This is a genomic window from Ruegeria sp. AG7, from assembly GCF_056541545.1.
The window spans coordinates 59,576-82,489 of record NZ_JBQFYP010000011.1; the positions used below are offsets into that span (position 1 = coordinate 59,576).

At 59.8% G+C, this 22,914-nt stretch carries 26 protein-coding genes; 12 read left to right on the plus strand and 14 right to left on the minus strand.

Annotation, left to right across the window (positions count from 1 at the left end):
* Window positions 1–52 precede the first annotated feature (52 nt).
* Window positions 53–1,033: a TraB/GumN family protein gene (locus tag ACR0BF_RS14670; RefSeq protein WP_480625192.1), complete on the minus strand. Its 981-nt coding sequence runs from the start codon at window positions 1,031–1,033 to the stop codon at window positions 53–55.
* A 109-nt stretch (window positions 1,034–1,142) separates the two neighbouring features.
* Between ACR0BF_RS14670 and ACR0BF_RS14675 the strand changes: the two genes are divergently transcribed.
* From ACR0BF_RS14675 to ACR0BF_RS14700, 6 genes are all read left to right on the plus strand, one after another.
* Window positions 1,143–1,817: a DUF2161 domain-containing phosphodiesterase gene (locus tag ACR0BF_RS14675; protein ID WP_480625193.1), complete on the plus strand. Its 675-nt coding sequence runs from the start codon at window positions 1,143–1,145 to the stop codon at window positions 1,815–1,817.
* A gap of 152 nt (window positions 1,818–1,969) precedes the next feature.
* Window positions 1,970–2,257, plus strand: coding sequence for a co-chaperone GroES (gene groES / locus ACR0BF_RS14680; RefSeq protein WP_209504786.1), 288 nt, complete (start codon window positions 1,970–1,972; stop codon window positions 2,255–2,257).
* 53 nt (window positions 2,258–2,310) lie between these two features.
* Window positions 2,311–3,948, plus strand: coding sequence for a chaperonin GroEL (gene groL, locus ACR0BF_RS14685; RefSeq protein WP_480625194.1), 1,638 nt, complete (start codon window positions 2,311–2,313; stop codon window positions 3,946–3,948).
* A gap of 246 nt (window positions 3,949–4,194) precedes the next feature.
* Window positions 4,195–5,046: a DMT family transporter gene (locus tag ACR0BF_RS14690; protein ID WP_480625195.1), complete on the plus strand. Its 852-nt coding sequence runs from the start codon at window positions 4,195–4,197 to the stop codon at window positions 5,044–5,046.
* Between the two features lie 29 nt (window positions 5,047–5,075).
* Window positions 5,076–5,849, plus strand: coding sequence for an alpha/beta fold hydrolase (locus ACR0BF_RS14695; protein WP_480519156.1), 774 nt, complete (start codon window positions 5,076–5,078; stop codon window positions 5,847–5,849).
* Window positions 5,846–6,997, plus strand: coding sequence for an alpha-D-ribose 1-methylphosphonate 5-triphosphate diphosphatase (locus ACR0BF_RS14700; RefSeq protein WP_480625196.1), 1,152 nt, complete (start codon window positions 5,846–5,848; stop codon window positions 6,995–6,997). The genes ACR0BF_RS14695 and ACR0BF_RS14700 overlap by 4 nt, the downstream gene beginning before the upstream one ends.
* A 65-nt stretch (window positions 6,998–7,062) precedes the next feature.
* Here the strand turns inward: ACR0BF_RS14700 and ACR0BF_RS14705 are convergent, their stop codons facing one another.
* From ACR0BF_RS14705 to ACR0BF_RS14720, 4 genes are all read right to left on the minus strand, one after another.
* Entirely contained in the window at window positions 7,063–8,130 is a 1,068-nt protein-coding gene (locus ACR0BF_RS14705; RefSeq protein ID WP_480605218.1) for a 5-(carboxyamino)imidazole ribonucleotide synthase, read from the minus strand.
* A gap of 2 nt (window positions 8,131–8,132) precedes the next feature.
* Window positions 8,133–8,888 (minus strand): NAD(P)-binding domain-containing protein, encoded by a 756-nt coding sequence (locus tag ACR0BF_RS14710; protein ID WP_480625197.1) that lies wholly within the window; start codon window positions 8,886–8,888, stop codon window positions 8,133–8,135.
* The gene (purE, locus tag ACR0BF_RS14715; RefSeq protein WP_209504779.1) at window positions 8,885–9,370 is read right to left on the minus strand and encodes a 5-(carboxyamino)imidazole ribonucleotide mutase; all 486 of its coding nucleotides are present in this window, start codon (window positions 9,368–9,370) and stop codon (window positions 8,885–8,887) included. The genes ACR0BF_RS14710 and purE overlap by 4 nt, the downstream gene beginning before the upstream one ends.
* A 76-nt stretch (window positions 9,371–9,446) precedes the next feature.
* A complete protein-coding gene (locus ACR0BF_RS14720) occupies window positions 9,447–9,671 on the minus strand; it encodes a YdcH family protein (protein ID WP_209504778.1) in 225 nt (74 codons plus the stop codon).
* A 163-nt stretch (window positions 9,672–9,834) separates the two neighbouring features.
* Here ACR0BF_RS14720 and ACR0BF_RS14725 point away from each other — a divergent pair, with 163 nt between their 5' ends.
* From ACR0BF_RS14725 to ACR0BF_RS14735, 3 genes are all read left to right on the plus strand, one after another.
* The gene (locus ACR0BF_RS14725; RefSeq protein ID WP_058275530.1) at window positions 9,835–10,248 is read left to right on the plus strand and encodes an Hsp20 family protein; all 414 of its coding nucleotides are present in this window, start codon (window positions 9,835–9,837) and stop codon (window positions 10,246–10,248) included.
* A 5-nt stretch (window positions 10,249–10,253) separates the two neighbouring features.
* Entirely contained in the window at window positions 10,254–10,478 is a 225-nt protein-coding gene (locus tag ACR0BF_RS14730; protein WP_209504776.1) for a DUF1150 family protein, read from the plus strand.
* Between the two features lie 93 nt (window positions 10,479–10,571).
* Window positions 10,572–11,459, plus strand: coding sequence for a PhzF family phenazine biosynthesis protein (locus ACR0BF_RS14735; RefSeq protein WP_480625198.1), 888 nt, complete (start codon window positions 10,572–10,574; stop codon window positions 11,457–11,459).
* Between the two features lie 101 nt (window positions 11,460–11,560).
* On the opposite strand, the gene ACR0BF_RS14740 is transcribed toward ACR0BF_RS14735, so the two are convergent.
* The 4 genes from ACR0BF_RS14740 to trxB form a co-directional block, all read right to left on the minus strand.
* Complete coding sequence (locus tag ACR0BF_RS14740) at window positions 11,561–13,279, minus strand: bifunctional sulfate adenylyltransferase/adenylylsulfate kinase (RefSeq protein ID WP_480519148.1); 1,719 nt, start codon at window positions 13,277–13,279, stop codon at window positions 11,561–11,563.
* 196 nt (window positions 13,280–13,475) lie between these two features.
* The gene (locus ACR0BF_RS14745; protein ID WP_480625199.1) at window positions 13,476–15,167 is read right to left on the minus strand and encodes an adenylate/guanylate cyclase domain-containing protein; all 1,692 of its coding nucleotides are present in this window, start codon (window positions 15,165–15,167) and stop codon (window positions 13,476–13,478) included.
* An 80-nt stretch (window positions 15,168–15,247) separates the two neighbouring features.
* The gene (locus tag ACR0BF_RS14750) at window positions 15,248–15,697 is read right to left on the minus strand and encodes an RES family NAD+ phosphorylase (protein WP_480493622.1); all 450 of its coding nucleotides are present in this window, start codon (window positions 15,695–15,697) and stop codon (window positions 15,248–15,250) included.
* A gap of 3 nt (window positions 15,698–15,700) precedes the next feature.
* Entirely contained in the window at window positions 15,701–16,642 is a 942-nt protein-coding gene (gene trxB, locus ACR0BF_RS14755; RefSeq protein ID WP_480553929.1) for a thioredoxin-disulfide reductase, read from the minus strand.
* Window positions 16,643–16,869: 227 nt separating this feature from the next.
* Here trxB and ACR0BF_RS14760 point away from each other — a divergent pair, with 227 nt between their 5' ends.
* The gene (locus tag ACR0BF_RS14760; RefSeq protein ID WP_209504770.1) at window positions 16,870–17,370 is read left to right on the plus strand and encodes an Lrp/AsnC family transcriptional regulator; all 501 of its coding nucleotides are present in this window, start codon (window positions 16,870–16,872) and stop codon (window positions 17,368–17,370) included.
* 119 nt (window positions 17,371–17,489) lie between these two features.
* Here ACR0BF_RS14760 and ACR0BF_RS14765 read toward each other — a convergent pair whose 3' ends face one another.
* From ACR0BF_RS14765 to lgt, 5 genes are all read right to left on the minus strand, one after another.
* Window positions 17,490–18,272 (minus strand): Hint domain-containing protein, encoded by a 783-nt coding sequence (locus ACR0BF_RS14765; RefSeq protein WP_480605228.1) that lies wholly within the window; start codon window positions 18,270–18,272, stop codon window positions 17,490–17,492.
* 329 nt (window positions 18,273–18,601) lie between these two features.
* On the minus strand, window positions 18,602–18,730 hold the full coding sequence (locus ACR0BF_RS14770; RefSeq protein ID WP_267362961.1) for a hypothetical protein: 129 nt from the start codon (window positions 18,728–18,730) through the stop codon (window positions 18,602–18,604).
* A gap of 270 nt (window positions 18,731–19,000) precedes the next feature.
* Window positions 19,001–19,759, minus strand: a complete 759-nt coding sequence (gene pgeF, locus ACR0BF_RS14775; protein ID WP_480553930.1) for a peptidoglycan editing factor PgeF — start codon at window positions 19,757–19,759, stop codon at window positions 19,001–19,003.
* Window positions 19,756–20,823, minus strand: a complete 1,068-nt coding sequence (locus ACR0BF_RS14780) for a class I SAM-dependent methyltransferase (protein ID WP_480625200.1) — start codon at window positions 20,821–20,823, stop codon at window positions 19,756–19,758. Before ACR0BF_RS14780 ends, pgeF begins: the two co-directional genes overlap by 4 nt.
* Window positions 20,820–21,710: a prolipoprotein diacylglyceryl transferase gene (gene lgt / locus ACR0BF_RS14785; protein WP_480605232.1), complete on the minus strand. Its 891-nt coding sequence runs from the start codon at window positions 21,708–21,710 to the stop codon at window positions 20,820–20,822. The genes ACR0BF_RS14780 and lgt overlap by 4 nt, the downstream gene beginning before the upstream one ends.
* A 97-nt stretch (window positions 21,711–21,807) precedes the next feature.
* Between lgt and ACR0BF_RS14790 the strand changes: the two genes are divergently transcribed.
* Both ACR0BF_RS14790 and ACR0BF_RS14795 read left to right on the plus strand, forming a co-directional pair.
* The gene (locus ACR0BF_RS14790) at window positions 21,808–22,056 is read left to right on the plus strand and encodes an accessory factor UbiK family protein (RefSeq protein WP_050604795.1); all 249 of its coding nucleotides are present in this window, start codon (window positions 21,808–21,810) and stop codon (window positions 22,054–22,056) included.
* Between the two features lie 321 nt (window positions 22,057–22,377).
* Window positions 22,378–22,878: a type III secretion system chaperone family protein gene (locus tag ACR0BF_RS14795; RefSeq protein WP_209598027.1), complete on the plus strand. Its 501-nt coding sequence runs from the start codon at window positions 22,378–22,380 to the stop codon at window positions 22,876–22,878.
* Window positions 22,879–22,914 lie beyond the last annotated feature (36 nt).

Sequence of the window (22,914 nt, forward strand, 5' to 3'; positions counted from 1 at the left end):
CACGCCACAGCAGCCCGTCTGCGACGCTTGGTCTGAAAACCGCTGAACCAGCTTAGAAAGCGGCGCGTGTCAGCGTGTATCCGGCCTGCTCCAGCTGGTTCAGCAAACCGTGATCGTCACTCAGATGACCTGCGCCGACCGCGATCACTGCCGTCTGATCCGTGATGGCCAGAATATGCTCCATCCACAGGGCATTCCGCTGGACAAGCATTTGCTGCTCGAACCCGTTCCATTCCTCATCGAAGACGTCCCGGCTCAGCCCGGATTCCTCGAACCCCTGCAGGCGGGCGAGTTGTATGATCTCGGCGTGCTTTTCTTCCAGATATCCATTGGCCATGGTGGCCAGTTGATCGTTGCTTCCCATCATCGCCCCGGACAGCCGCACCAGCGACTCGACCTGCTGTTCTAGAGGGTGGCTGTCGAACATGGCGATCAGGTCGTCGATACGTTCCAGCGAGTATTGCGGAATGCCGTTTTCTGCGGCCAGATCGTTCAGGCGGGCGTCCATGCCGTAGGTCCCGTTCGGATCTTCCATCATGCAGGGCGGGATGCTCAGCATCATGCTCAAGAACCACGGTCGCATTTTGGCCGCCATCCAGCCGGGAATGCCGCGCTGGTGCAACGCGGTCGAGAATGCGGCCCAATCTTCATCTCCCATCAGGTCGATCAGGGTCGGCCCGGAAGTGATCATTACGGCGCTGAGATTATTGGCCAGGTTTTTTTCGAAAGCATCCATTTCAGTCTGGGTGACTTCGAAATAGAATGCGTCAGCCTGGCTCAGGTCCGGAGACAGGCGTTCAACCACCTTTTCCATACGTTCGTCATAAGTGTGCAGGGTGCCAACGATGTGCAGAACCGTATCATCCTTGCGCGCAATCCAGTGGTTGCCTTCCGGAAAGGGGATGTCCGCCACGGCGCGTTGCAACTCGGCCAGCGCGTCATCTGACAGCAGTGGGCGCAGGTCCTGCCCATCGCACGCAGCCGCAGCCGTGATCGGGGCCAGTAGAAAAGCGAGAAACGTCAGCAGGCGCATGAACCCATCCGGTGTTGTGTCATCAAGGTGTCCCAGACATAGCCATGCCTGCGGCCCATGTTCAAGCAACCCGTCTGGTATTCCTCAACAATCTGCGTAGCATAGGCCCATGAACCGCGAGCAGGACCTCTATCCCCCGATCAAGGCGCTTTTGGAGCGTCAGGGATACACCGTCAAAGGAGAAGTGGGCGCAGCCGATATCGTCGCCATGCGCGAAGACGAGCCGCCTGTGATTGTCGAACTCAAGCTCAGGTTCACGCTGTCCCTTTTCCATCAGGCGATTACCCGCCTGAAACTCACGGATCAGGTCTATATCGGGGTCAGCAAACCCACCGGGCGCACGGCCCGGCGGGCGCTCAGGGACAATCTGGCTCTGTGCCGCAGGCTTGGCCTGGGTCTGATCACCGTACGCGCCGATGGCACGGTCGAGGTGCAATGCGACCCGGGCCCATATGTGCCGCGCAAGGACAAGGCCAGGGCGGCGCGGCTGCTGCGTGAATTCGCTCGGCTGGAGGGCGACCCCAATTCCGGGGGCGCGACACGTCACGGGATCGTGACGGCCTACCGTCAGGATGCGCTGAAATGCGCGGCCTTTCTGGCCGAACACGGCCCGGCCAAAGGGGCCGAGGTTGCCAGATCGGCGGGTGTTCCGGTCGCCACCCGGTTGATGCGGGAAAATCACTATGGGTGGTTCGAGAAGGTTGAAAAAGGTGTCTACGCTCTTACTTCTGAGGGAACAGACGGCTTGAAACACTGGGCCTACAGCTGGGAACAGGCTGACTGAGGCGTTGTTAAAAAAATCCCAAACACCTTGTTGACTCGGCGTTTTAGACTCCCTAGCTATGCGTCGTTATCACTCATACACACCGAGTGCTAACGCCTCGTCGAAAGGCGAGGGGAGGATAAACAAAACTTTGAGCCCAAGGAGCTGCAAAGATGGCATTGAAACCGCTTCATGACCGTGTGCTGGTTCGCCGTACCGAAAGCGATGAAAAAACCGCAGGCGGACTGATCATTCCTGACAGCGCAAAAGAAAAGCCCAGCGAAGGCCAAGTCGTCGCAACCGGCGAAGGCGCGCGCAAGGACAGCGGCGAGCTGATCGCAATGGCGGTCAAGGCTGGCGACAAGATCCTGTTCGGCAAATGGTCGGGCACCGAGGTTCAGGTCGACGGCGAAGAGCTGCTGATGATGAAAGAAAGCGACATCATGGGGATCATCGAGTAAGCCCGCGCTTTCTCTGATCTTCCACTCAACACATTTTCTCAAGGAGAAACGACATGGCTGCAAAGGACGTCAAGTTCGACACCGATGCCCGCAACAAGATGCTCCGGGGTGTGAACATCCTGGCTGATGCTGTCAAAGTGACCCTGGGCCCCAAAGGCCGCAACGTGGTACTGGACAAATCCTTCGGCGCACCGCGCATCACCAAAGACGGTGTTTCGGTTGCCAAGGAAATCGAACTGGAAGACAAGTTCGAAAACATGGGCGCGCAGATGGTGAAAGAAGTCGCCAGCCGCACCAATGACGAAGCCGGTGACGGCACCACCACCGCGACCGTTCTGGCGCAGGCCATCGTAAAAGAAGGCCTGAAGCAGGTTGCAGCGGGCCTGAACCCGATGGACCTGAAGCGCGGTATCGACCTGGCAACAGCCAAAGTTGTCGAAGGCATCCGTGCTGCTTCGCGTGAAGTCAAAGACTCGGCAGAAGTTGCTCAGGTTGGCACCATCTCGGCCAACGGCGAAGCTGAAATTGGCCAGCAGATCGCAGACGCGATGCAGAAGGTCGGCAACGAAGGCGTCATCACCGTCGAAGAAAACAAAGGTCTGGAAACCGAGACCGATGTTGTCGAAGGGATGCAGTTCGATCGTGGCTACCTGTCGCCTTACTTCGTCACCAACGCAGACAAGATGGTGGCCGAGCTTGACGACTGCCTGATCCTGCTGCACGAAAAGAAACTGTCCTCGCTGCAGCCGATGGTTCCGCTGCTCGAGCAGGTGATCCAGTCGCAAAAGCCGCTGCTGATCATTGCAGAAGACGTTGAAGGCGAAGCGCTGGCAACTCTGGTTGTCAACAAACTGCGCGGCGGCCTGAAAATTGCTGCTGTCAAGGCACCGGGCTTCGGCGATCGCCGCAAAGCCATGCTGCAGGACATCGCAATCCTGACCGGTGGTCAGGTGATCAGCGAAGATCTGGGCATGAAGCTTGAGAATGTCACCATGGACATGCTGGGCACCGCCAAGAAGATCGAGATCAGCAAAGACGAAACCACCATCGTCGACGGTGCTGGCGAGAAAGCCGAGATCGAAGCACGTGTTGCCCAGATCCGCACCCAGATCGAAGAAACCTCGTCGGATTACGACCGTGAGAAGCTGCAGGAACGCGTTGCCAAACTGGCAGGCGGTGTTGCCGTTATCCGCGTCGGCGGCATGACCGAAGTTGAAGTGAAAGAGCGTAAGGACCGTGTGGACGATGCTCTGAACGCAACGCGCGCAGCCGTTCAGGAAGGCGTCGTTGTAGGCGGTGGTGTTGCGCTGGTTCAGGCCGGTAAAGCACTGGAATCGCTGAAAGGCGCAAACGCTGATCAGGACGCAGGCATCAACATCGTGCGCAAGGCCATCGAAGCGCCGCTGCGCCAGATCGCCGAAAACGCAGGCGTTGACGGCGCGGTTGTTGCAGGCAAAGTGCGCGAGTCTTCGGATCCGGCCTTTGGTTTCAACGCTCAGACCGAAGAATATGGCGACATGTTCTCGTTCGGCGTGATCGACCCGGCCAAAGTTGTTCGTACCGCTCTGGAAGACGCGGCATCTGTTGCCGGCCTGCTGGTCACTACCGAAGCGATGGTTGCAGACAAACCGCAAAAAGATGCACCTGTTGGCGGCATGCCCGACATGGGCGGCATGGGCGGCATGATGTAAGCACGTCGAATTCGCCTCGGCGAATTCTGACGACCCCTGACAGGCGTTTGGCTGTAAGGTCAAGCCGTCGAGAGGGGAAGCCAAAGTACTAACGGACGGGGTCGCCTTTTGGCGGCCCCGTTTCGTTTCTAATGGCCGCAATGCGGCCACGCCTCCGGCGGGAGTATTTTGGAAAAGATGAAGGCTGGGTCGCGTGTGCCCGAATTGTGAGTGTCCAACCTGCCGCCAAGTCGGTATGTGGTTGCAATGCGACTGTTCCTTCTGACCGCCCTGACCATGTGCGCCTTTGCGACGAACTCCATTCTGAACCGGCTGGCTATCGACAGCGGATCCAGTGATCCCGCGGGGTTTGCCATTATCCGGGTTCTGGCGGGGGCGCTGGTTCTGGCCGCACTGGTTGTGCTGCGCAGAGGACATTTGCCGCTGCGCACCTGCAGGCGGTTCATCGGGGCCGGGTCGCTTTCCCTGTATATGATCGGGTTTTCCATTGCCTATCTGACGTTGGATGCGGGGCTGGGCGCGCTTATCCTGTTTGCCGTTGTGCAGATCACCATGTTCGCCGCCACCGCCCTTACCGGGACCAAACCTACCCGCCGACAGCTGGCCGGAGCAGCGATTGCGCTGGGTGGTCTGGCCTGTGTCCTGTGGCCCACAGGAACAGTGCAGGTCGATCCAACCGGAACCGTTTTGATGATTGCCGCCGGGATCGGCTGGGCGGCCTATTCACTGGCCGGGCGGTCCGAGCCTGATGCGTTGCAGGGCACGGCTGCAAATTTCATCGTCGCGCTGCCGGTGACCGCGTTGGCCCTGATGGCCACAGGGGCAGAGTGGCACATGACCGGATTGGGCTATCTCCTTGCGGCCTTGTCAGGTGGCGTGACCTCGGGTCTGGGATACGCCTTGTGGTATCGCGTTCTGCCCCAACTGGCACCTTCGACGGCGGCAGTCGTTCAGCTCAGCGTGCCGGTGATCGCGATTGTGGGCGGCGTGGTGTTGTTGGGGGAAAGCGCGGGTGTGCGGCTGCTTGTTGGTGCGGCACTGGTTTTGGGCGGTATCGCGCTGGCTGTCCTGCGACGTCAACGTGGGAAGGTCTTTTAACGTGGGCGCACAGGCTTTATCTGGCGGGTATGAGAATTCTGATCGCCCTGCTTTGTTGCCTTATTCCCGCCGTGGCCAATGCGAAATGCGTTGTCCTGCTGCACGGTCTTGCCCGGACCGAGGCGTCGTTCAGCGTGATGGAACAACTGTTCAAAGCGAATGGCTATTCCGTCGTGCGCCCGGGTTACCCATCGACCGAAATCGGAATCCCCGAACTGGCCGAACAAACCATCCCGCAAGCGTTTGCAGCCTGCGGCACTGATACCGTCAATGTCGTTGCGCATTCCATGGGCGGCATCCTGTTGCGATACTGGTTGCAGGACCACAGCCCTGAAAACATGGGCCGTGTCGTCATGCTGGGGCCGCCCAATCAGGGTAGCCAGCTGGTCGATGAACTCAGCGCGTGGGAGGTGTTCGGATACCTGAACGGTCCGGCCGGTCTTCAACTGGGTACGGGCCCGGATGGTATTCCCAGCCGCCTGCCGCCCGTGGATTTCGAACTGGGTGTCATCGCAGGTGACCAGTCATTGAACCTCGTGTTTTCGTCTCTGATCGACGGTCCTGACGATGGCAAGGTGTCGGTCGAGTCCACCAAGGTCGAAGGCATGGCCGATCATCTTGTCTTGCCGGTGACCCATACCTTCATGATGAACAACCCGCAGGTCATGGCGCAGGTGCTGCACTTCATTGAATTCGGCCGGTTTGATCCGCAGATCACTTGGCTGGACGGTGTGATGGACGTAATAGACGAGATCTGTATCGGGCAAAACTGCTCGGAACCGGGGGCGGAGCCATCAGAATGACCGCATTGGAACTGACATTGACCGGAGCAGAGGTCCTGCTACCGGGTGAAGGGCTGTTACGCACAGACTTCGCCATTGCAGATGGGGTGGTTCAGAATGACGCGCCCGGGCGGCGGATTGACCTGACCGGTTATCTAGTTCTGCCAGGTATTGTCGATTTGCACGGCGATGGGTTCGAACGCCATATAGCCCCACGTCGCGGCGCGATGAAACAGATGAACGAGGGCATTCTGTCGGTCGAGGCTGAACTGGCCGCCAACGGCATCACCACAGCCGTTCTGGCGCAGTTTTACAGCTGGGAAGGCGGTGTGCGCGGCCCGGACTTTGCCGCGCAGGTGTTTGCGGCCATCGCAGCGGTCAAGGGCAGCACGGTCACCGATCTGATCCCGCAACTGCGGTTCGAGACCAATATGCTCGCGGATTACGACGGGCTGGCCCGTCGCATCGCCGATTGGCAGGTGCCATACGTGGTCTTCAATGATCACCTGCCGCATGATCGTTTGGCACAGGGCAAGAAACCACCGCGCCTGACGGGGCAGGCCTTGAAGGCCGGGCGAAATCCGGAGGCACATTTTGCGATGCTGCTCGACATGCACGCCCACAAGGCTGAGGTTCCGGCGGCGCTTGAAGCGCTCTGTTCGGACCTTGCGGACATCGGCGTGCGTCTGGGCAGCCACGATGACGCAACTGCCGAGGCGCGCGCTTGGTGGCGCGGCCAAGGGGTGCGCATTGCCGAGTTTCCCGAAACGCTTGAGGCCGCCGAGGCCGCGCGCGCTGCCGGGGATCACGTCATTCTCGGCTCGCCTAATGTGGTCCGCGGCGGCTCGCATAAGGGCAACGCCAGCGCGGTAGAGCTGATCGCCATGGGGCTCTGTGATGCGCTGGCCTCGGATTACCATTATCCCAGTCCACGCCGCGCGGCGCTGATGCTGGCCAAAACCGGGCTGCTGGATTTCGCAGGGGCCTGGGCGCTGATCTCATCCGGCCCCGCGCGGGTGCTGGACTTGCAGGACCGGGGCACGCTTGCCGCGGGCAAACGCGCCGATCTGGTAATCCTTAATGCAACCACTCACCGGGTCGCCGCGACACTGGCGGGCGGGCGCGTCAGCTATATGTCAGGGGATATCGCGTCGCGCTTTGTGGGGTGAAACCAGACCGGCGTCACCTTTTTCCAAATACTCTCGCCGAAGGCATCGCGCCGTAGCGCGATATTCTACCGCTTGATCCGGTTGAAATGTCCCATCTTGCGACCGGCCTTGATCTCGGCCTTGCCGTAAAGATGCAGTGCGACGTCCCGTTCGCGCGCCAGCTCGGGCACGCGGTCCATATCGTCGCCAATCAGGTTCTCCATGACCACATCCGAGTGGCGCTGCCCGTCGCCCAACGGCCAGCCCGCGACCGCGCGGATGTGCTGTTCGAACTGGTCTACGGCGCAGCCATTCTGCGTCCAGTGGCCCGAGTTATGCACGCGCGGCGCGATCTCGTTCACGATCAGCCCGCCAGGTGTAACGAACAGTTCGACCCCCATGACACCGACATATTCCAACGCGTTCAGAATATTGGCCGCAAGCAGGATGGCATCGGTGCGCTGGGCGGGGGACAGGCGGGCAGGGATGGTGGTGGTGTGCAGGATGCCATCCCGGTGCACATTCTCACCTGGGTCGAAACAGGCCACCTGACCGTCCAGCCCGCGCGCAGCAATGATCGAAACTTCGTGCGAAAAATCAACGAACCCCTCCAAAACGGCAGGCGCGCCAGCCATGTCGGCCAGCGCGGCCTCGGCATCCCCGGGGCTGCGCAATCTGGCCTGCCCTTTGCCGTCATAGCCAAAGCGGCGGGTCTTCAGTATCGCAGGCGTGCCGATTACTTCGATAGCCGCATTCAGGCTATCCAGATTGGTGATATCCGCAAACGGGGCCGTTTTCAGGCCAAGCCCCTGCAGGAACGTCTTCTCGGTCAGGCGGTCCTGACTGACCCTCAATGCCTCACGCCCGGGGCGAATGGGGCGATGGGCTTCCAGAATATCCAGCGCCTCGGTCGGGATGTTCTCAAACTCATAGGTGATGACGTCCACCGCATCGGCAAAAGCTGTCAAAGCGTCGACATCGTCATAGGCCGCTGTCGTTACCCGATCCGCAACCTGTCCCGCAGGCGGGTTTGCGCCCGGCTCGTAGATGTGGCTGACAAACCCCAGCCGAGAGGCCGCCACCGACAGCATCCGGCCCAGCTGGCCGCCACCCAGAATCCCGATCACCGCACCTTGGGCGAGCATGTCCGCCATCGTTAATTCTCCAAACGTTTTCCAATTGCGCCAAGCGCCGCTCTCAGCGCCTCATGCGCGCCCTGTTCGATCAGGGTGCCCGTCATCTGCAGGCTCAAAGTACCTTCGGTCGCCAAAGCGTCGCGCTCCTGTGCCAACCGCCCGGCTGTGCCTTTCTCCATCGCGGCGAGAAAACCCGCCAACAACTGCGTGGCATAGAACTCGGCCTCGTCCGCATCGCCGGTCATGTCACCCAGCCATTTGGCCCCGGTGGCCATCAAATCCAGAATGCCGGGAACCATGGCACAAATTGCAAAATGCGCGTTCAGCGCCGCCTCATCCGCAACCTTGACCACGGGGTTTTCCGGCTCGAACAGCTCGGCCAGCAAGCGGTCATTTCCAAATGCCGCCATCGGGCAGCCACCGGACTGCAAGAACCCCAGCGGGATGGTCTGCACGAAATCCGACGCCGGTGCGCAAAGCTTGGCCAAATCCTTGGCGGAAACGGCCGCGATCACCGACACGACCTGCTGATCGGCGCTAAAGGTCAGGGGAGTCAGAACCTCGGCCGCGATATGCGGGCGCAGGCACAGAAACACGATGTCCGAGGTGTCAATCACCGCCTGCGGCGGCGCGATAGCCACACCCAGTTCGGCCTTCAGGGCGGCCGAGACCTCGGCGTTGCGTTCGGTCACGCTGATCTCATGCCCTTTGGCGGCCATCAGCCGCGCAATCGGCGCGGCGATATGCCCGGTGCCGATAAACCCGATTCTGCTCATCCCTGCGGTTCCTCGGGGATCGAGGCTGACAAGGCCTCGCGCCAGGCATCCAGCCGCGCGGCCAGGGCCTCATCCTGCAAGGCCAGAATGCCCGCCGCCATCAGGCCCGCATTGGCCCCGCCAGCGGACCCAATTGCCATGGTCGCCACGGGAAATCCCTTGGGCATCTGCACAATGGAATACAGCGAATCCACCCCCGACAGGGCCCGCGTCTGCACAGGCACGCCAATCACCGGTACCCGTGTTTTCGAGGCCATCATGCCCGGCAGATGTGCCGCCCCGCCTGCGCCCGCGATGATCACCTGCAACCCGCGCGACACGGCGGTCTTGCCATAGTCCCACAACCGGTCCGGGGTGCGATGGGCCGAAACGATACGCGCCTCATAAGCGATGCCCAGTTCATCCAGAATATCTGCGGCTTCCTTCATCGTGGGCCAGTCCGACTGGCTGCCCATGATGATCCCCACTGTCACATCGCTCATCCGCTTACGTCCCCGCGCTCAGAAAGAGCGCGCACTATAGCCAAATCCGCTTTTGTGGCAATGCGGTACAGGGTGTTCAGGCAATGATATCGGGGGTCAGGCGGTCTTCGATCAGGCGGATGAAGTCTTTCAGGCGCAGTTTTTCCTTTTTCAGACGCCGAAGGGTCAACTGATCAGCCGTTCCTTTTTCATGCAGCGCCTCGATCGCTTCATCAAGGTCGCGGTGCTGGCGGCGGAAAACCTCCAATTCAACCCGCAGAACTTCATCGGTTTTCATCGAAAGGTCGGTGGGCGCGTTCATTGGCGACTCGGGCTTGTTGTGGTGCTTGCCCAACAAGATAGTGTGTCAGACGTTATCGCGCCAGACCTTGTGGACATCCTGGTTTCTTCCCATATTCTATAACAAGCGGTTGCCGGAACGGGACCGCGCACCACGTCGCTTTGACAATAAAGGACGAAAATACGTGTCGAAACTTACTCTTGGCTCATACCCGCATCTTTTGGGGTTCGAGCAGCTGGAACGCCTTCTGGAACGGTCTGCAAAGGCCGGTAATGAAGGATACCCGCCCTATAATATCGAACAGACCTCGGACTTTTCCTATCGCATCACCCTTGCCGTGGCCGGGTTCGCCGAAGAGGATCTGTCGATCACCATCGAGGATCGCCAACTGGTGATCCGGGGCCGTCAGCGCGACGACAGCGAGGGGCGCATCTTCCTGCACCGTGGCATCGCGGCGCGTCAGTTTCAGCGCATGTTCGTGCTGGCCGACGGGGTCGAGGTGGGCGAGGCGATCATGGAAAACGGTCTTCTGCATGTGGATCTGACCCGCGCCGTGCCGGAAACCGTGGTTCAGACAATCAACATACGGAAGGGGTAAGAGCAATGAATACACCGATTGAAATCAACACCGAAGGCGATCGTATCGTCTATGTGAAAACAGTCGACGTTGCCGATCTGCCGCGTGATCTGCGCGATCAGGCAGGTGATCTGGATCACCTTTATGCCGTGCACGATTCCGATGGGCAGCAACTGGCGCTTGTGGCCGACCGCAAGCTGGCTTTCGTTCTGGCCCGTCAGCACGACCTGTCACCTGTGGCCGTTCACTGAACGGCCCCTTTGTCCCGGTGGGGCTGTAACGTTCCCCTCAACACATGCGCATCGGCGAAACTGCCGCTTTTAACCTGTAACGGAGCCGACTGCATGAGCTGGTTTGAATTCGACTGGGTAGACGCCTTCACCAATCGTGCATTTGGCGGCAACGGTTGTGCCGTGGTCCATGGCGGCGCGGGTCTCTCGGCCGAGGTCTGCATGGCATATGTGCGCGAAACCTCTCTGGTCGAATGCACATTCACCGGCCCGTCCGACGTGGCCGACATCCGCGTCCGGTATTTTCTGGCCAGCCGCGAAATTCCCTTCGCCGGTCACCCGACGATTGCCACCGTAGCGGCGATGCGGTCGCGCGGTATGATCTCCGGCGATAATCTGACGCTGGAAACCGGCGCGGGTCTGGTTTCGATCGGATTGCAGGGCGACCAGATCGAAATGACGCAGGTCGCACCGCAATTTGGTGCGCATGTGCCTGCCGATCTGGTGGCAAAGGCGATCAGCCAGCCGCAAGAAGCCATCATCTCGCCACCCCGGATGGTTTCAACCGGCTTGCCCTTCTGTATCACCGTTCTGCGCGATCATGACGCGTTGCGCGCGGCCCGCCTGTCCGAGGGCGCGCTGCGGAAAGTGGCTGCGACGGCAGGGTATTCCGGCTCGGATATGGCCGAGCCTTTCCTCGTGACGCTCCAAGGGGCCACCGACGCGGGCGATACGTTCTCGCGCCTGCTTATGGCCCCGCCCAGCCCGCCCGAAGATCCGTTTACCGGGTCCGCCACCGGGGCCATGGCGGCCTATCTGTGGAGATACGGGCTAATGACCAAAGACAGTTTCGTTGCGGAACAGGGGCACGATATGGGCCGCCCCGGTCAGGCCGTTGTCACGCGCGTTGGACCCGCCGACGCGATGACAGGAATCAAGGTTGCCGGTCAGGGGCATATCCTGATGCGCGGGCAGGTTGACCTGCCAGAGACCGCGCAATAGACGAACCGGCTCACACCCGTCGACGTTGCCAAACACCTCAGCCTCGTCAAAACAAAAACGGCCCCCGTAAACCGGAGGCCGCTTCGTTTCATTCATCAGATTCAGCCGGCTGCGATCAGGCCCATGCTTTCCAGCTTCAGCAATACCTGATGGGCGCAGTTGTCGACCTCGACATTCTCGGTCTCGACACGCAGTTCGGGGTTCTGAGGCACGTCATACGGGTCCGAGATGCCGGTGAATTCCTTGATCTTGCCCTCGCGGGCCAGCTTGTACAGACCCTTGCGGTCGCGCCGCTCACACTCTTCGATGGTGGTCGCAACATGCACTTCGCAGAAGGCACCGAACTGTTCGATCTCTTCGCGCACCGCGCGGCGTGTGGTGGCATAAGGTGCGATCGGGGCGCAGATGGCGATGCCACCATTCTTGGTGATCTCGGATGCCACATAGCCGATCCGGCGGATGTTCAGGTCGCGATGCTCTTTCGAGAAACCCAGTTCGGATGACAGGTTTTTCCGCACGATATCGCCATCCAGCAACGTGACCGGACGGCCCCCCATCTCCATCAGCTTGACCATAAGCGCGTTGGCGATGGTGGATTTGCCCGAGCCCGAGAAGCCGGTGAAGAACACGGTAAAGCCCTGCTGGCTGCGTGGCGGCTTGGTCTTGCGCAGCTCGGCCACAACTTCGGGAAAGCTGAACCATTCAGGGATTTCCAGGCCCTCGGCCAGACGGCGGCGCAGTTCGGTGCCCGAGATGTTCAGGATCGTGACATTGTCCTTATCCAGAATCTCGTCATTCGGCTCGTATTGCGCGCGTTCCTGCACATAGACCATGTGTTTGAAATCGACCATCTCAACGCCGATCTCATCCTGGAACTGGCGGAACAGATCCTGCGCGTCATAGGGGCCATAGAAATCTTCACCGGCCGAGTTCTTGCCCGGGCCCGCGTGATCGCGGCCCACGATGAAATGGGTGCAGCCATGGTTGGCACGGATCAGCCCGTGCCAGACCGCCTCGCGCGGGCCTGCCATGCGCATCGCCAGATTCAGCAGGCTCATCGAGGTGGTGGATGCGGGATACTTGTCCAGCACCGCCTCATAGCAGCGCACGCGGGTAAAGTGGTCCACGTCGCCGGGCTTGGTCATGCCGACGACCGGGTGGATCAGCAGGTTGGCCTGCGCTTCCTTGGCAGCGCGGAAAGTCAGCTCCTGATGCGCACGGTGCAGCGGGTTGCGGGTTTGGAAGGCCACGATCCGCCGCCAGCCCAGTTTGCGGAAATAGGCGCGCAGCTCGTTTGGTGTATCGCGGCGACCGCGGAAGTCATAGTGAACGGGCTGCTGGATGCCAACAATAGGGCCACCCAGATAGACCTTGCCCGCCACATTGTGCAGATAGTTCACAGCCGGGTGGGCATCGTCATCGGCGCCAAAAACCTTCTCAGCTTCGCGCGCCTTGTTCGGGGTCCAGCGGTCGGTCACCGTCATGGTGCCCAGGATCACGCCTTCCTGATCACGCAGCGCGATATCCTGACCCAGTTCGATCTTGTCCGCAAAATCTTCGCTGACGTCCAGCGTGATGGGCATCGGCCACAGGGTGCCATCAGCCAGACGCATGTTTTCAACGACATTGTCGTAATCGGCTTCGCTCAGGAAACCTTTGAGCGGATTGAAACCGCCATTCATCAGCAGTTCCAGATCACAGATCTGGCGCGGGCTCAGATCCCAACTGGTCAGGTCGGCGGCTTCAACCTTCAGTTTCTGGGCCGAGTCGTACGACACATAAAGTTCGGGAATGGGGGCCAGATTGCTTAACATCGTCATCTGAATACTCTTATCGCAGTGTTGTGTTGCCAGTGATTCAAGGGCGTTTTCGGGGCATTTGCACCGACTGTCGCGCGAAGTCCACTGGCGTCAATGAAACAAAGGACGATATGCGCTGATTTCTCGCGGATTGGAAGGAATTTCCAACTCTGAAATCAAAATGATGATCTGGTTCCCCTGGGCGTAGATAATCCGATCATGCAAAGTATGACTGTTCCTGTTTTTGCGTGTGTGGCGCAAGCCCGGACGCGCGAGTGACTGGCAGGGCGGGAATCGGATCGGCAACGCCGCGCAGCTGGAACATCCGGATACCCTCCGGCGGCAGGTCCATGCCCGCAGCCGTCAACACTTCTTGCGAGACCAGCAGTTCGACCCCCAACGCCTTGGTCTCGCTTTCCAGTCGGCTGGCCACATTGACAGCGTCGCCGATGATCGTTCTTGCGGCATGTCCCTGCGCGCCAATCTCACCTAGCACCAGATCCCCAAGGTGCAAGCCCATTCCGATCCGAATGCCAGGGCTGCCCTCGGCCTCAAGCCGTTCGTTGAACCGGTCGAGGGCATGGCTGATATCTATCGCAGCCTTCAACCCCGCGCTGGCGGATGCGGCCGCATCGGGTTTCTCGAAAACCGCCAGCAACCCGTCGCCCATATACTTGTCCACGACACCGCCGTCCTTGGTGATGGCAGGTACGACGGCGTCGAAGAACCGGTTCAGCAGGAACACGATATCATAGGGCAGCTGACCCGTCGTGCGGGCGGTAAATCCGCGCATGTCCAGAAACAGCACGGCCAGTTTCCGTTCCTGCCCCTGACTGGCATGCCCGCGGATGCGCCCGCCATCCGGTTGAAAAACGCGGAAAACGGTGGTCGGTTCCGTAGGGCGGATCTGGCAGGCCAGCCGTGTCTGCGGTGAGGCGCCGACAGCGGCCAGACTGCGGGCCTCGACATTGCCGGGCGGGGGCAGGGCACTGGCGCCCTCTTCGACGATGACGCGGCACGTGGTGCAGCGCCCCTTCCCGCCGCACAAGGCCGCGTGGGGCACACCATGTGCCTGCGAAATCTCAAGCAGGGTCATACCCTTTTCGGCATCTACCTCGGGCCCGCTGCTGTAACTCACCCGCACCGAATGCCTGCGCCGCCACAGCTTGCGCCCGATATACACAAGACCCGTGGCCGCCAAGGCCAGCCAGAACGCCAGAAGGGCATTGTCCTTGACGGTGAACATGGTCTGGAACGCCTCGGGCGAGGGCCAGTTGTAATGCTCGATATATTGTTCCCGCATAAACTCATCTGCGAAATCCATCCAAATGCGGCGACCCTCGGTCAGCAGACCGGCCAAAGCGAACATGGGGATGAAGACGGCAACACCGATCAGATAGGGTACGGCGCTGGACCACCATTTCGTCAGCCGTAGCCACATATGCAGTCCGATACAGCCATGCACCCAGACGATCAGCAACAACGCGCTTTGCATCCATATCACGGTGCTGGGCCACATCAGGATGATGATATACCCCATCTCGTCATTGACGTCATAGATCTCGTGCGCGACCCGAGTCTGGATGACATGCGAGATCAGCTGCAATGGTATCAGCAGACCCAGAACCACCTGCAACGCCATGCTGAACGGCATGCGCAGGGTCCGGCGCTGCGCGATCGAGGTCAGCGCCAGACCGGCATGCGTGAACAGCGCCGCATAAAGCAGCACGCTCAAAAGGATATGCCGCGTCACCGCTGTTCGACCGTCCTGCATCCCGTGCAGATAATCGGTGTGAAACAGGCCCATCCCGATGTTGATAAAATGGAAGAAAGCGAAAGCAAACAGAACCAACCCGCTGCCGATCCGAAGCCGGGTTGCCCAACCGCCACGCCACAATGCGCTCTTCAAGAATACCACCTGTATCGCTGTTCGCCGTGGTTGGACTTTGCGGGGACGTTCGCGGTCAGGTCAAGGCTTCGGGTGCAAATCTAAGCCTGCCAGTGGGTGGCAGGGTGTTGGGAGTGAATTGATATCTTGTCCGCACAAAACAGCACCAGATGGCTGAGGTCGGGGCGCGTGCGCGAGCTGTAGATCAAGCCGTCCGCCCCCAGTGCCCGCGCTTTATCCGAAAAAGCCCATGTCGGCGAAGGGACCCCCATAGCACGATTATCCTGCCAGATCACCGAGACAGCCGTCTGCCCGCGGTAGTCCACCAACCGCGCGTTTTCCACCAGAAACCTTTGTATCACGCGGTCGGGATCATCCCCCGAGACGTAGCGCCGGATGGCGACCGAAGCGCCCTCGGCGCTAAGCGAGGCATAAAGCGCGAACTGTCCGGAATGATGAAAGCGCCCCTCAGGCGCGCGGGCAGGCAGCAATGGGGTCGCTGCCTGCGACGCAAACAGAATTCTCCAGACTGGGCCAGAGAATTCAAGCATGCATCAATCCTGTTCGGCTAGGAACCGTTCGGCATCCAGTGCCGCCATACAGCCCATCCCGGCGCTTGTTACCGCCTGACGATAGACATGGTCGGTCAGATCGCCTGCCGCGAACACGCCGGGGATCGAGGTTTCGGTGCTGCCCGGTTTGGTGACGACATAACCACCCATATGGGTTTCCAGCGTGTCCTTGACCAACTCGTTCGCAGGGGCGTGGCCGATGGCGACAAAGACACCTTTGCACGGGATCTCGGTGATCTCGCCGGTTTTAACATGTTTGACCCGAACACCTTCGACGCCCAATGGCGCATCGGTGCCGATCACTTCTTCCAGCTGGTGGAACCACAGCGGTTCGATCTTTTCATTCTTCAACAGGCGATCCTGAAGGATCTTTTCCGCCCGCAACTCATCGCGGCGGTGGATCAGGGTCACCTTGCTGGCGAAATTGGTCAGGAACAGGGCTTCTTCCACGGCTGTGTTACCGCCACCGATCACCACGATTTCCTGCCCGCGATAGAAGAACCCGTCACAGGTGGCGCAGGCCGAGACGCCAAAGCCCTTGAACTTCTCTTCCGAGGGCAGACCCAGCCATTTCGCACGCGCGCCTGTGGCCAGAATGACCGCATCAGCGGTATAGGCGGTGCCGCTGTCGCCCTTGGCGGTGAAGGGGCGCTTGCTGAGGTCCAGATCGCTGATGATATCGCCAATCACCTCACATCCCATGGCCTTCGCATGGTCCTGCATCCGCACCATCAGGTCCGGGCCCTGCACCTCGGTGTCGCCGGGCCAGTTTTCGACCTCGGTCGTCGTTGTCAGCTGACCACCGGGTTCGATGCCCTGTACCAGAATGGGTTCCAGCATGGCGCGGCTTGCATATACGCCTGCGGTGTATCCTGCGGGCCCTGACCCGATGATCAGAACCTTGGTGTGTCTTGTGTCGGCCATGGTGCCCCCGCTCGAATTGCCTGAATTGGGCCCGCGGCCCGTCGCCCCGATATAGCGACCGACTGGCCCGGCTTAAAGCCCCTTACTGTCAAGCCCCCTTCGGGCCGGGGTGCCTTGGGTTTTCGGGAAGAAGGCGAAAAGGAAACAAAGAAAATTGCGCATCTGCGAAACATTATTGCGCGCGTGTGGGGTGCTGATATAAGAACCGAAAAAATCAGGAGCATTTGATGGTCACGACTCGGCTGGATGATATTGATCGCAAGATTCTGGCGGAACTGCAGGCGGACGGTCGTATGACCAATGTCGAGCTGGCAAAACGGGTCGGAATCTCGGCCCCGCCCTGTCTGCGCCGGGTGCGCACACTCGAAGAATCCGGCTTCATCACCGGCTATCACGCCGAGGTCAACTCACGCGAGTTGGGGTTCGAGGTTCAGGTATTTGCCATGGTCGGTCTGGACAGCCAGGCCGAAGTCGAACTGCGCGCGTTCGAAGGCCGCTGCCGCGAATGGCCATTGGTCCGCGAATGCCACATGCTGAACGGCGAAGTGGACTTCATCCTGAAATGCGTCGCACCTGACCTGAGCAGCTTTCAGCAGTTTCTGACGGGCGAGTTGCTGACCACGCCAAACGTGGCCAGCGTCAAGACATCGCTCGTTATTCGCGGCGCAAAAGACGAGCCAGGCGTACCGTTCGACGTTCTGGAAGAACGTATGAACCGGACGGCGTAACGCCAACACGTTTTGGTTGCGCGGTGATTGGTGGCAACAGTGCTGCCACCGCAAGGGATAGAACCCAACTTATTACCAGCTGCATGATGCCCCCCATAATGCAGTAATCACAATCATGCTCAGGCCGTCATCGCGTCGATCTCACCATCTCCGGCGCGCGGCATCAGCAGCGGTCCGAAATCGTTCAGCGACTCGATATGCGCGAACAGGTTCAGATAGATCGACCGAAGCGAGTGGCTGATCATGCGAACCGCATTCACACCTGGATGATATGTTTCGAACTGTAATCCATCTACGCGAATAACGGAATGGCGTTTTAAACAAATGTGAAACAGTTCAACGGGGGTAGGCGGCATTGTTTCAATGACACCCATCCCGTCCTGAAATTCGGACACGGGTGTAAGAATCGGCTGTCCCCCATGCAGGTGCCGCAATTGCGCAGGTGTTCCCACGATTCGCGCCGCCGGGCCGGCAATGACACCCGACATTGGCTTTTGCATCCCGAACGTATCCGCCATGATCCGCGTCAACGGTCGCGTCCGGCCACGTGAATCCGCGCGTCCGGGGATCAACGTGACAGATCCCTTCCACAACACGGTTTCCGATGCGCCATTCTGCGTCAGGACCGTATCCCCAGGCATCAAATCCTCGATTGCCATCGGTCCATGTTCTGTTTCCACCAAAGATCCACGTGTGAAGGCACAAAACGCGTCTTCAAACATCGGCAAGGCGGGCGCGATATGGCGGGTCTGAACCACATCTCCATTCTTTAGCAGGCTGCTGACTTCATAGCGGCGCAGCTGGGCCTTTGGCTTTGAAACTGGCCGCGGTATTTCTCGCAGCATGGCCGAAGTTTCGATTGCATTTCTGGCCGCGCGGGCCAGTGAATTTGGAATAGTCATTAATATTCCGTCCCCTCAAAATGTTCGGTCAGGCGCGGCGTACCCCCGTACAGACGCGCCCGGCGAACTGGTTCTTTGTCTTGAAACAAATGGGTGACCCCCGGGCGACGACCGGAACGGTCCCGCAACGCGACTAAAGCTCGCTTTCCAATGGTCAACACATTGACCCCCCAGACAAACTCGTACTTCACGGGCGAAATTGCCCGCACACACAACTCCGTAAAAGTCACGAACCCCTCGTTCGTGACGCGCGATACATCAGGCCGGAGCAAACCTGATACGCGTTGACCCAGATAAGACCGGCAGCTTGGTCTCTGGGTTTTTCTGTCTCAGCGTCGTGCCGCGATGCGACTGGCGACCCTGACAGAATTGCTTGTTACCCGCTTCCACGGCATTTCCAGGTTCTGGTCCCGAGTGGCCTCGACCATGGCTTTCAGAAAGCGTGATTTGGTTTTCATTTTTTGGTCCTGCTCTGAGCGGGGCGTATTTCCCCACATCCTCTGTAAACCTTTTGTGACGCGCGTTTGCGGCAGGGATAAGGCTTATCCGGGATGATTTGCGGACAGAAAAATGAAGTCAGACGGACCTCCCACTCAACACGCCAGCGCCCGATTTTCGAACGTCAGATACCGATCTGATTACTGGCAAAAACTCGTTACGATTCTGATGCCCAATCAACACAAAAAATGTGGCGGAAAAGTGGCAGGACACCTAAATCTGGACGAAGATCACAATCTTATGACGGAGATCAGCCGCCCGTAATCGACCTCGTTCGCGTGCGTTGATCGGCGATAGGAATAGAACCTGTCGGGGTCGGAATATGTGCAGTGCCGGGTCCACTCGGCCTGTCCGATTCCCGCCTGCCGCAGCCGGTGCAGCCCGAAGGCGGGCAGATCAAATTGCAGGCGGTCACTTTCACCATTGGCAAAAAAGCGGCTGTTGTCCGGCGAATCCGCAAGGAACGCGTCCAGAAACTCTGGCCCCACCTCGTAAGCGCGCTGGGAAATACTGGGTCCGATCACGGCGCAGATATTGCTGCGGTCGGCTCCCAGCGCCTCCATCGCGTCCAGCGTTGCCTCCAGAACACCGTCCAGCGCGCCGCGCCACCCGGCATGGGCGGCACCGATCACATGCGCGTCGGGATCGGCGAACAGAACCGGCTGGCAATCGGCCGTCAGGATCGTCAGGGCCAGACCGGGTGTTGCTGTGACAATGGCATCCGCTTTGGGCTTTTCACCTTCAACCGGGGCTTTGACTGTCAGAACCGTTGGCGAATGAACCTGATGCACCGCGACCATTGCCTCGGGTTCAACCTCCATCGCGTCGGCCACCCGTCGCCGGTTCAGCGCGACAATCTCGGTTTGATCCGAGGACCCCTGACCACAATTCAAGCCGCTGAAAATTCCAGAAGACGCGCCGCCGCGACGGGTAAAGAACCCATGGCGAAATGGCGACAGCAGGTCCGAGGTCAGAATTTCCAGCGTCATGGTTCCAATCCTGGTGGTGGGGCTGCATAGGCCGGGAAAAGGCCCATCACCTTGAACAGATTTCCCATTTCATCAGGATGCGTCAACCGCCGATGCGCGGCAATCAGCGCATCCAGCTCGGAACCGCTCAGCGCCTTGGACAGGGCTTGCGCGCGGGCGGTGATCCCCAGCCGTTCAAGGAAGACGCCCTGCGGTGTCAGGCGGGAATGCCTGCAACCACAGGCACGGGTCGCAATAGCCAAAGGCTCAAAATCCACATGCGCGGTCAAATCGGCCTGACCGGGCGATGCCAGAGGATCGGTATGTTCGTGGTTTTGCAGAGCCTGCAAAGTATCGCCCAGCGAATGCCAGTCACCATAGTCGGTAATTAGCGCTGCGCCGCCATGGCTGGCGATCCGCCCCGCGATCACGGTCAGAATGGGAATTGCAGCAGCACATAGTTCGACCAGATCATCGTCCTTGGTGTCCGACAGCCTGTCATTCAACGCCACCTGCGGCGCGTTCGGGCCGAGTCCGAACATCAACGCGCCGTCGCGTTCGCCCACCAGACGCTCGCGCCAACCCGTACCGTCACGCTGGAACTGGCGGATGGGCAGGGCATCAAAGAACTCGTTGGCAACCAGCAACAGTGACTGGTCGGGCAGGTCGACGATCGTTTCAATCCAGACCGCCTCGTAATCCTTCAGCGTTGCCGCCTGCACCTGTTTCAATAAAGGCGATGCTTCAACCAGAACAACCTGCGCCGCCTCGTGAAATCCGGGTACTGACTGTGTGGCGCGCAGAATATCGGCCATCAGAGTACCGCGCCCCGGCCCCAGCTCGCACAGGGTAAACGGTGCGGGCTGTCCCTGATCCATCCAGCTCTGCGCCAGAGACAGCCCGACCAGCTCCCCGAACATCTGGCTGATTTCCGGCGCTGTGGTGAAATCCCCCGCAGCCCCCAGCGGATCACGGGTCGTGTAATAGCCCAGCGTCGGATGCAGCAGGCATTCGCCCATAAAATCCGCCACGCTCAGCGGTCCATCCTGCCGGATGCGGGCGATCAGGTGATCGGTCAGGCTCATGCCGCCCGCCGCCGCGCCCGCAGGGCAAACCACAGACCAAGCGCGATCATCGGCAGCGACAGGAACTGCCCCATGGTCAGCCCGTACCCGCCCACATGCCAGGCCAGCCCCAGTGTATTGCCGGGCGATACGAACTGCGCATCCGGCTGGCGAAAGAACTCGACGATAAAGCGCGACGCGCCGTAGCCCGCCAGGAACGTCCCCATGACAAGGCCCGGTGTGCGAAAACCGCCGCGCCGATAGACCAGCCACAGCAATACCGCCCCCAGCAAAACACCCTCCAGCGCGGCCTCATACAGCTGCGACGGGTGCCGGGCGCACATGCCTGCGACCACGTCGGGGCAATCCTGCGCAGCAAATCCTGGAAAAATGACGGCCCAGGGCAGCTCACTCGGGCGGCCCCACAGCTCGGCATTGACGAAATTGGCCAGCCGCCCCAGCAGCAATCCGGGCGGAACGGTGTAGGCGACCAGATCCCCCAGCGACAGGGCAGGGATCCGGTGCCGTCGTGCAAACAGGTACGACGCAAGGATCACGCCCAGCAATCCGCCATGAAAGGCCATGCCGCCTTGCCAGACCTTCACGATCTCCAGCGGGTGCGACAGGTAATAAGCCGGCTGATAGAACAGCACAAAGCCCAGCCGTCCGCCCAGAATCACGCCCAGAATGATCCAGGTGACCAGATCCTCCAGCTGCTCGGGCTTCATCGGCGGGCCATCCGCAGGCCAGAGCGTTGGGCGGCGCAACGCCACAACGGCCAGCCGCCACGCGATCAGGATGCCCGCGATATAGGCCAGCGCATACCACCTTAACGCGAACTCCATCCCGAACAGCGGGATCGAGAACAGTTCGGGCGACAGATCGGGGAAATTCAGAACAGCCTGCATGTGCGTCTCATTGCCCGGGGTTTGCAGGTCAAGTCAACCTTGAGCCCGCGCCATTCTTTGCCCATATACATGTAAACCGCGAGATCGGAGAACAGATATGCAGACCCGCAACAAGATCCTGGATGACGTGTCCCAACTGATGACCAACGCCATGGGCGTGGCGCAGGGCGCGCGGGAAGAGGCTGAAAACGCGATGAAGTCGATGATCGACCGCTGGCTGGCCGACCGCGATTTCGTTACCCGTGAAGAATTTGACGCCGTGCGCGCCATGGCCCAGAAGGCACGCGAAGAAAACGCGGCACTCGAAGCCCGCATCGCCGCGCTCGAGGCAAAACTGGACAAATAACGCCCCGGCGTTCCCTGTTTTCACAATTTTCGGACAAAGCAAGCCGCCGCGCAATCCAGCCCGGATTGTGCGGTGCTGTGTATTCTGACGCGTCGCAAAATTTATTCAAGATAAAGCTGACTCTGGCGCCAATATTTTGATCGCCGTTGCCTTCTGTCCACAACTTATTGCTGTTATCCCCAATAATTAGGGTTGCCAGAACTTACGCCACATCGCACCATATTTAGTACAGGCCTATGGGGGAAGCCCGGTTTGTAGAGCAGGCAACTAGCGCTGGGGCGCTGCCAGCCCCGAAATGCTAGAGATTAGTGAGGTGGCATTATGGCCCTTTCCGAGCAGTATCTCGAAGAAGACATTCATCCGATCGACATTGTTGAGCATCTGGCCGAACACCACGACTGGGATTTTGATCGCATTGGGGACGATCAGATTGCCATGGCCGTTGAAGGGCAGTGGCGGACCTACTCGATCACATTGGCCTGGTCCAACTATGACGAAACGCTGCGCATGGTGTGCAGCTTCGAAATGGAACCACCGGCCGAGCGTGAAATGCAGCTCTATGAGCTGCTCAACAAGATGAACGACCAGTGCTGGGCAGGCGCGTTTACCTATTGGGCAAACCAGAAGCTGATGGTCTATCGCTATGGTCTGGTCCTTGCAGGCGGGCAAACGGCCAGCGCTGACCAGATCGACACGATGATCAATGCCGCCGTCATGAGCGCCGAGCGGTACTACCCCGCGATCCAATTGGTGACCTGGGGAAACAGAGGGCCAGAAGAAGCCATGCAAGTGGCCATTGCAGAGGCCTACGGCCGCGCGTAAACCTTTGCCCCGAACCGATATGTAAAGCGGGAGGGG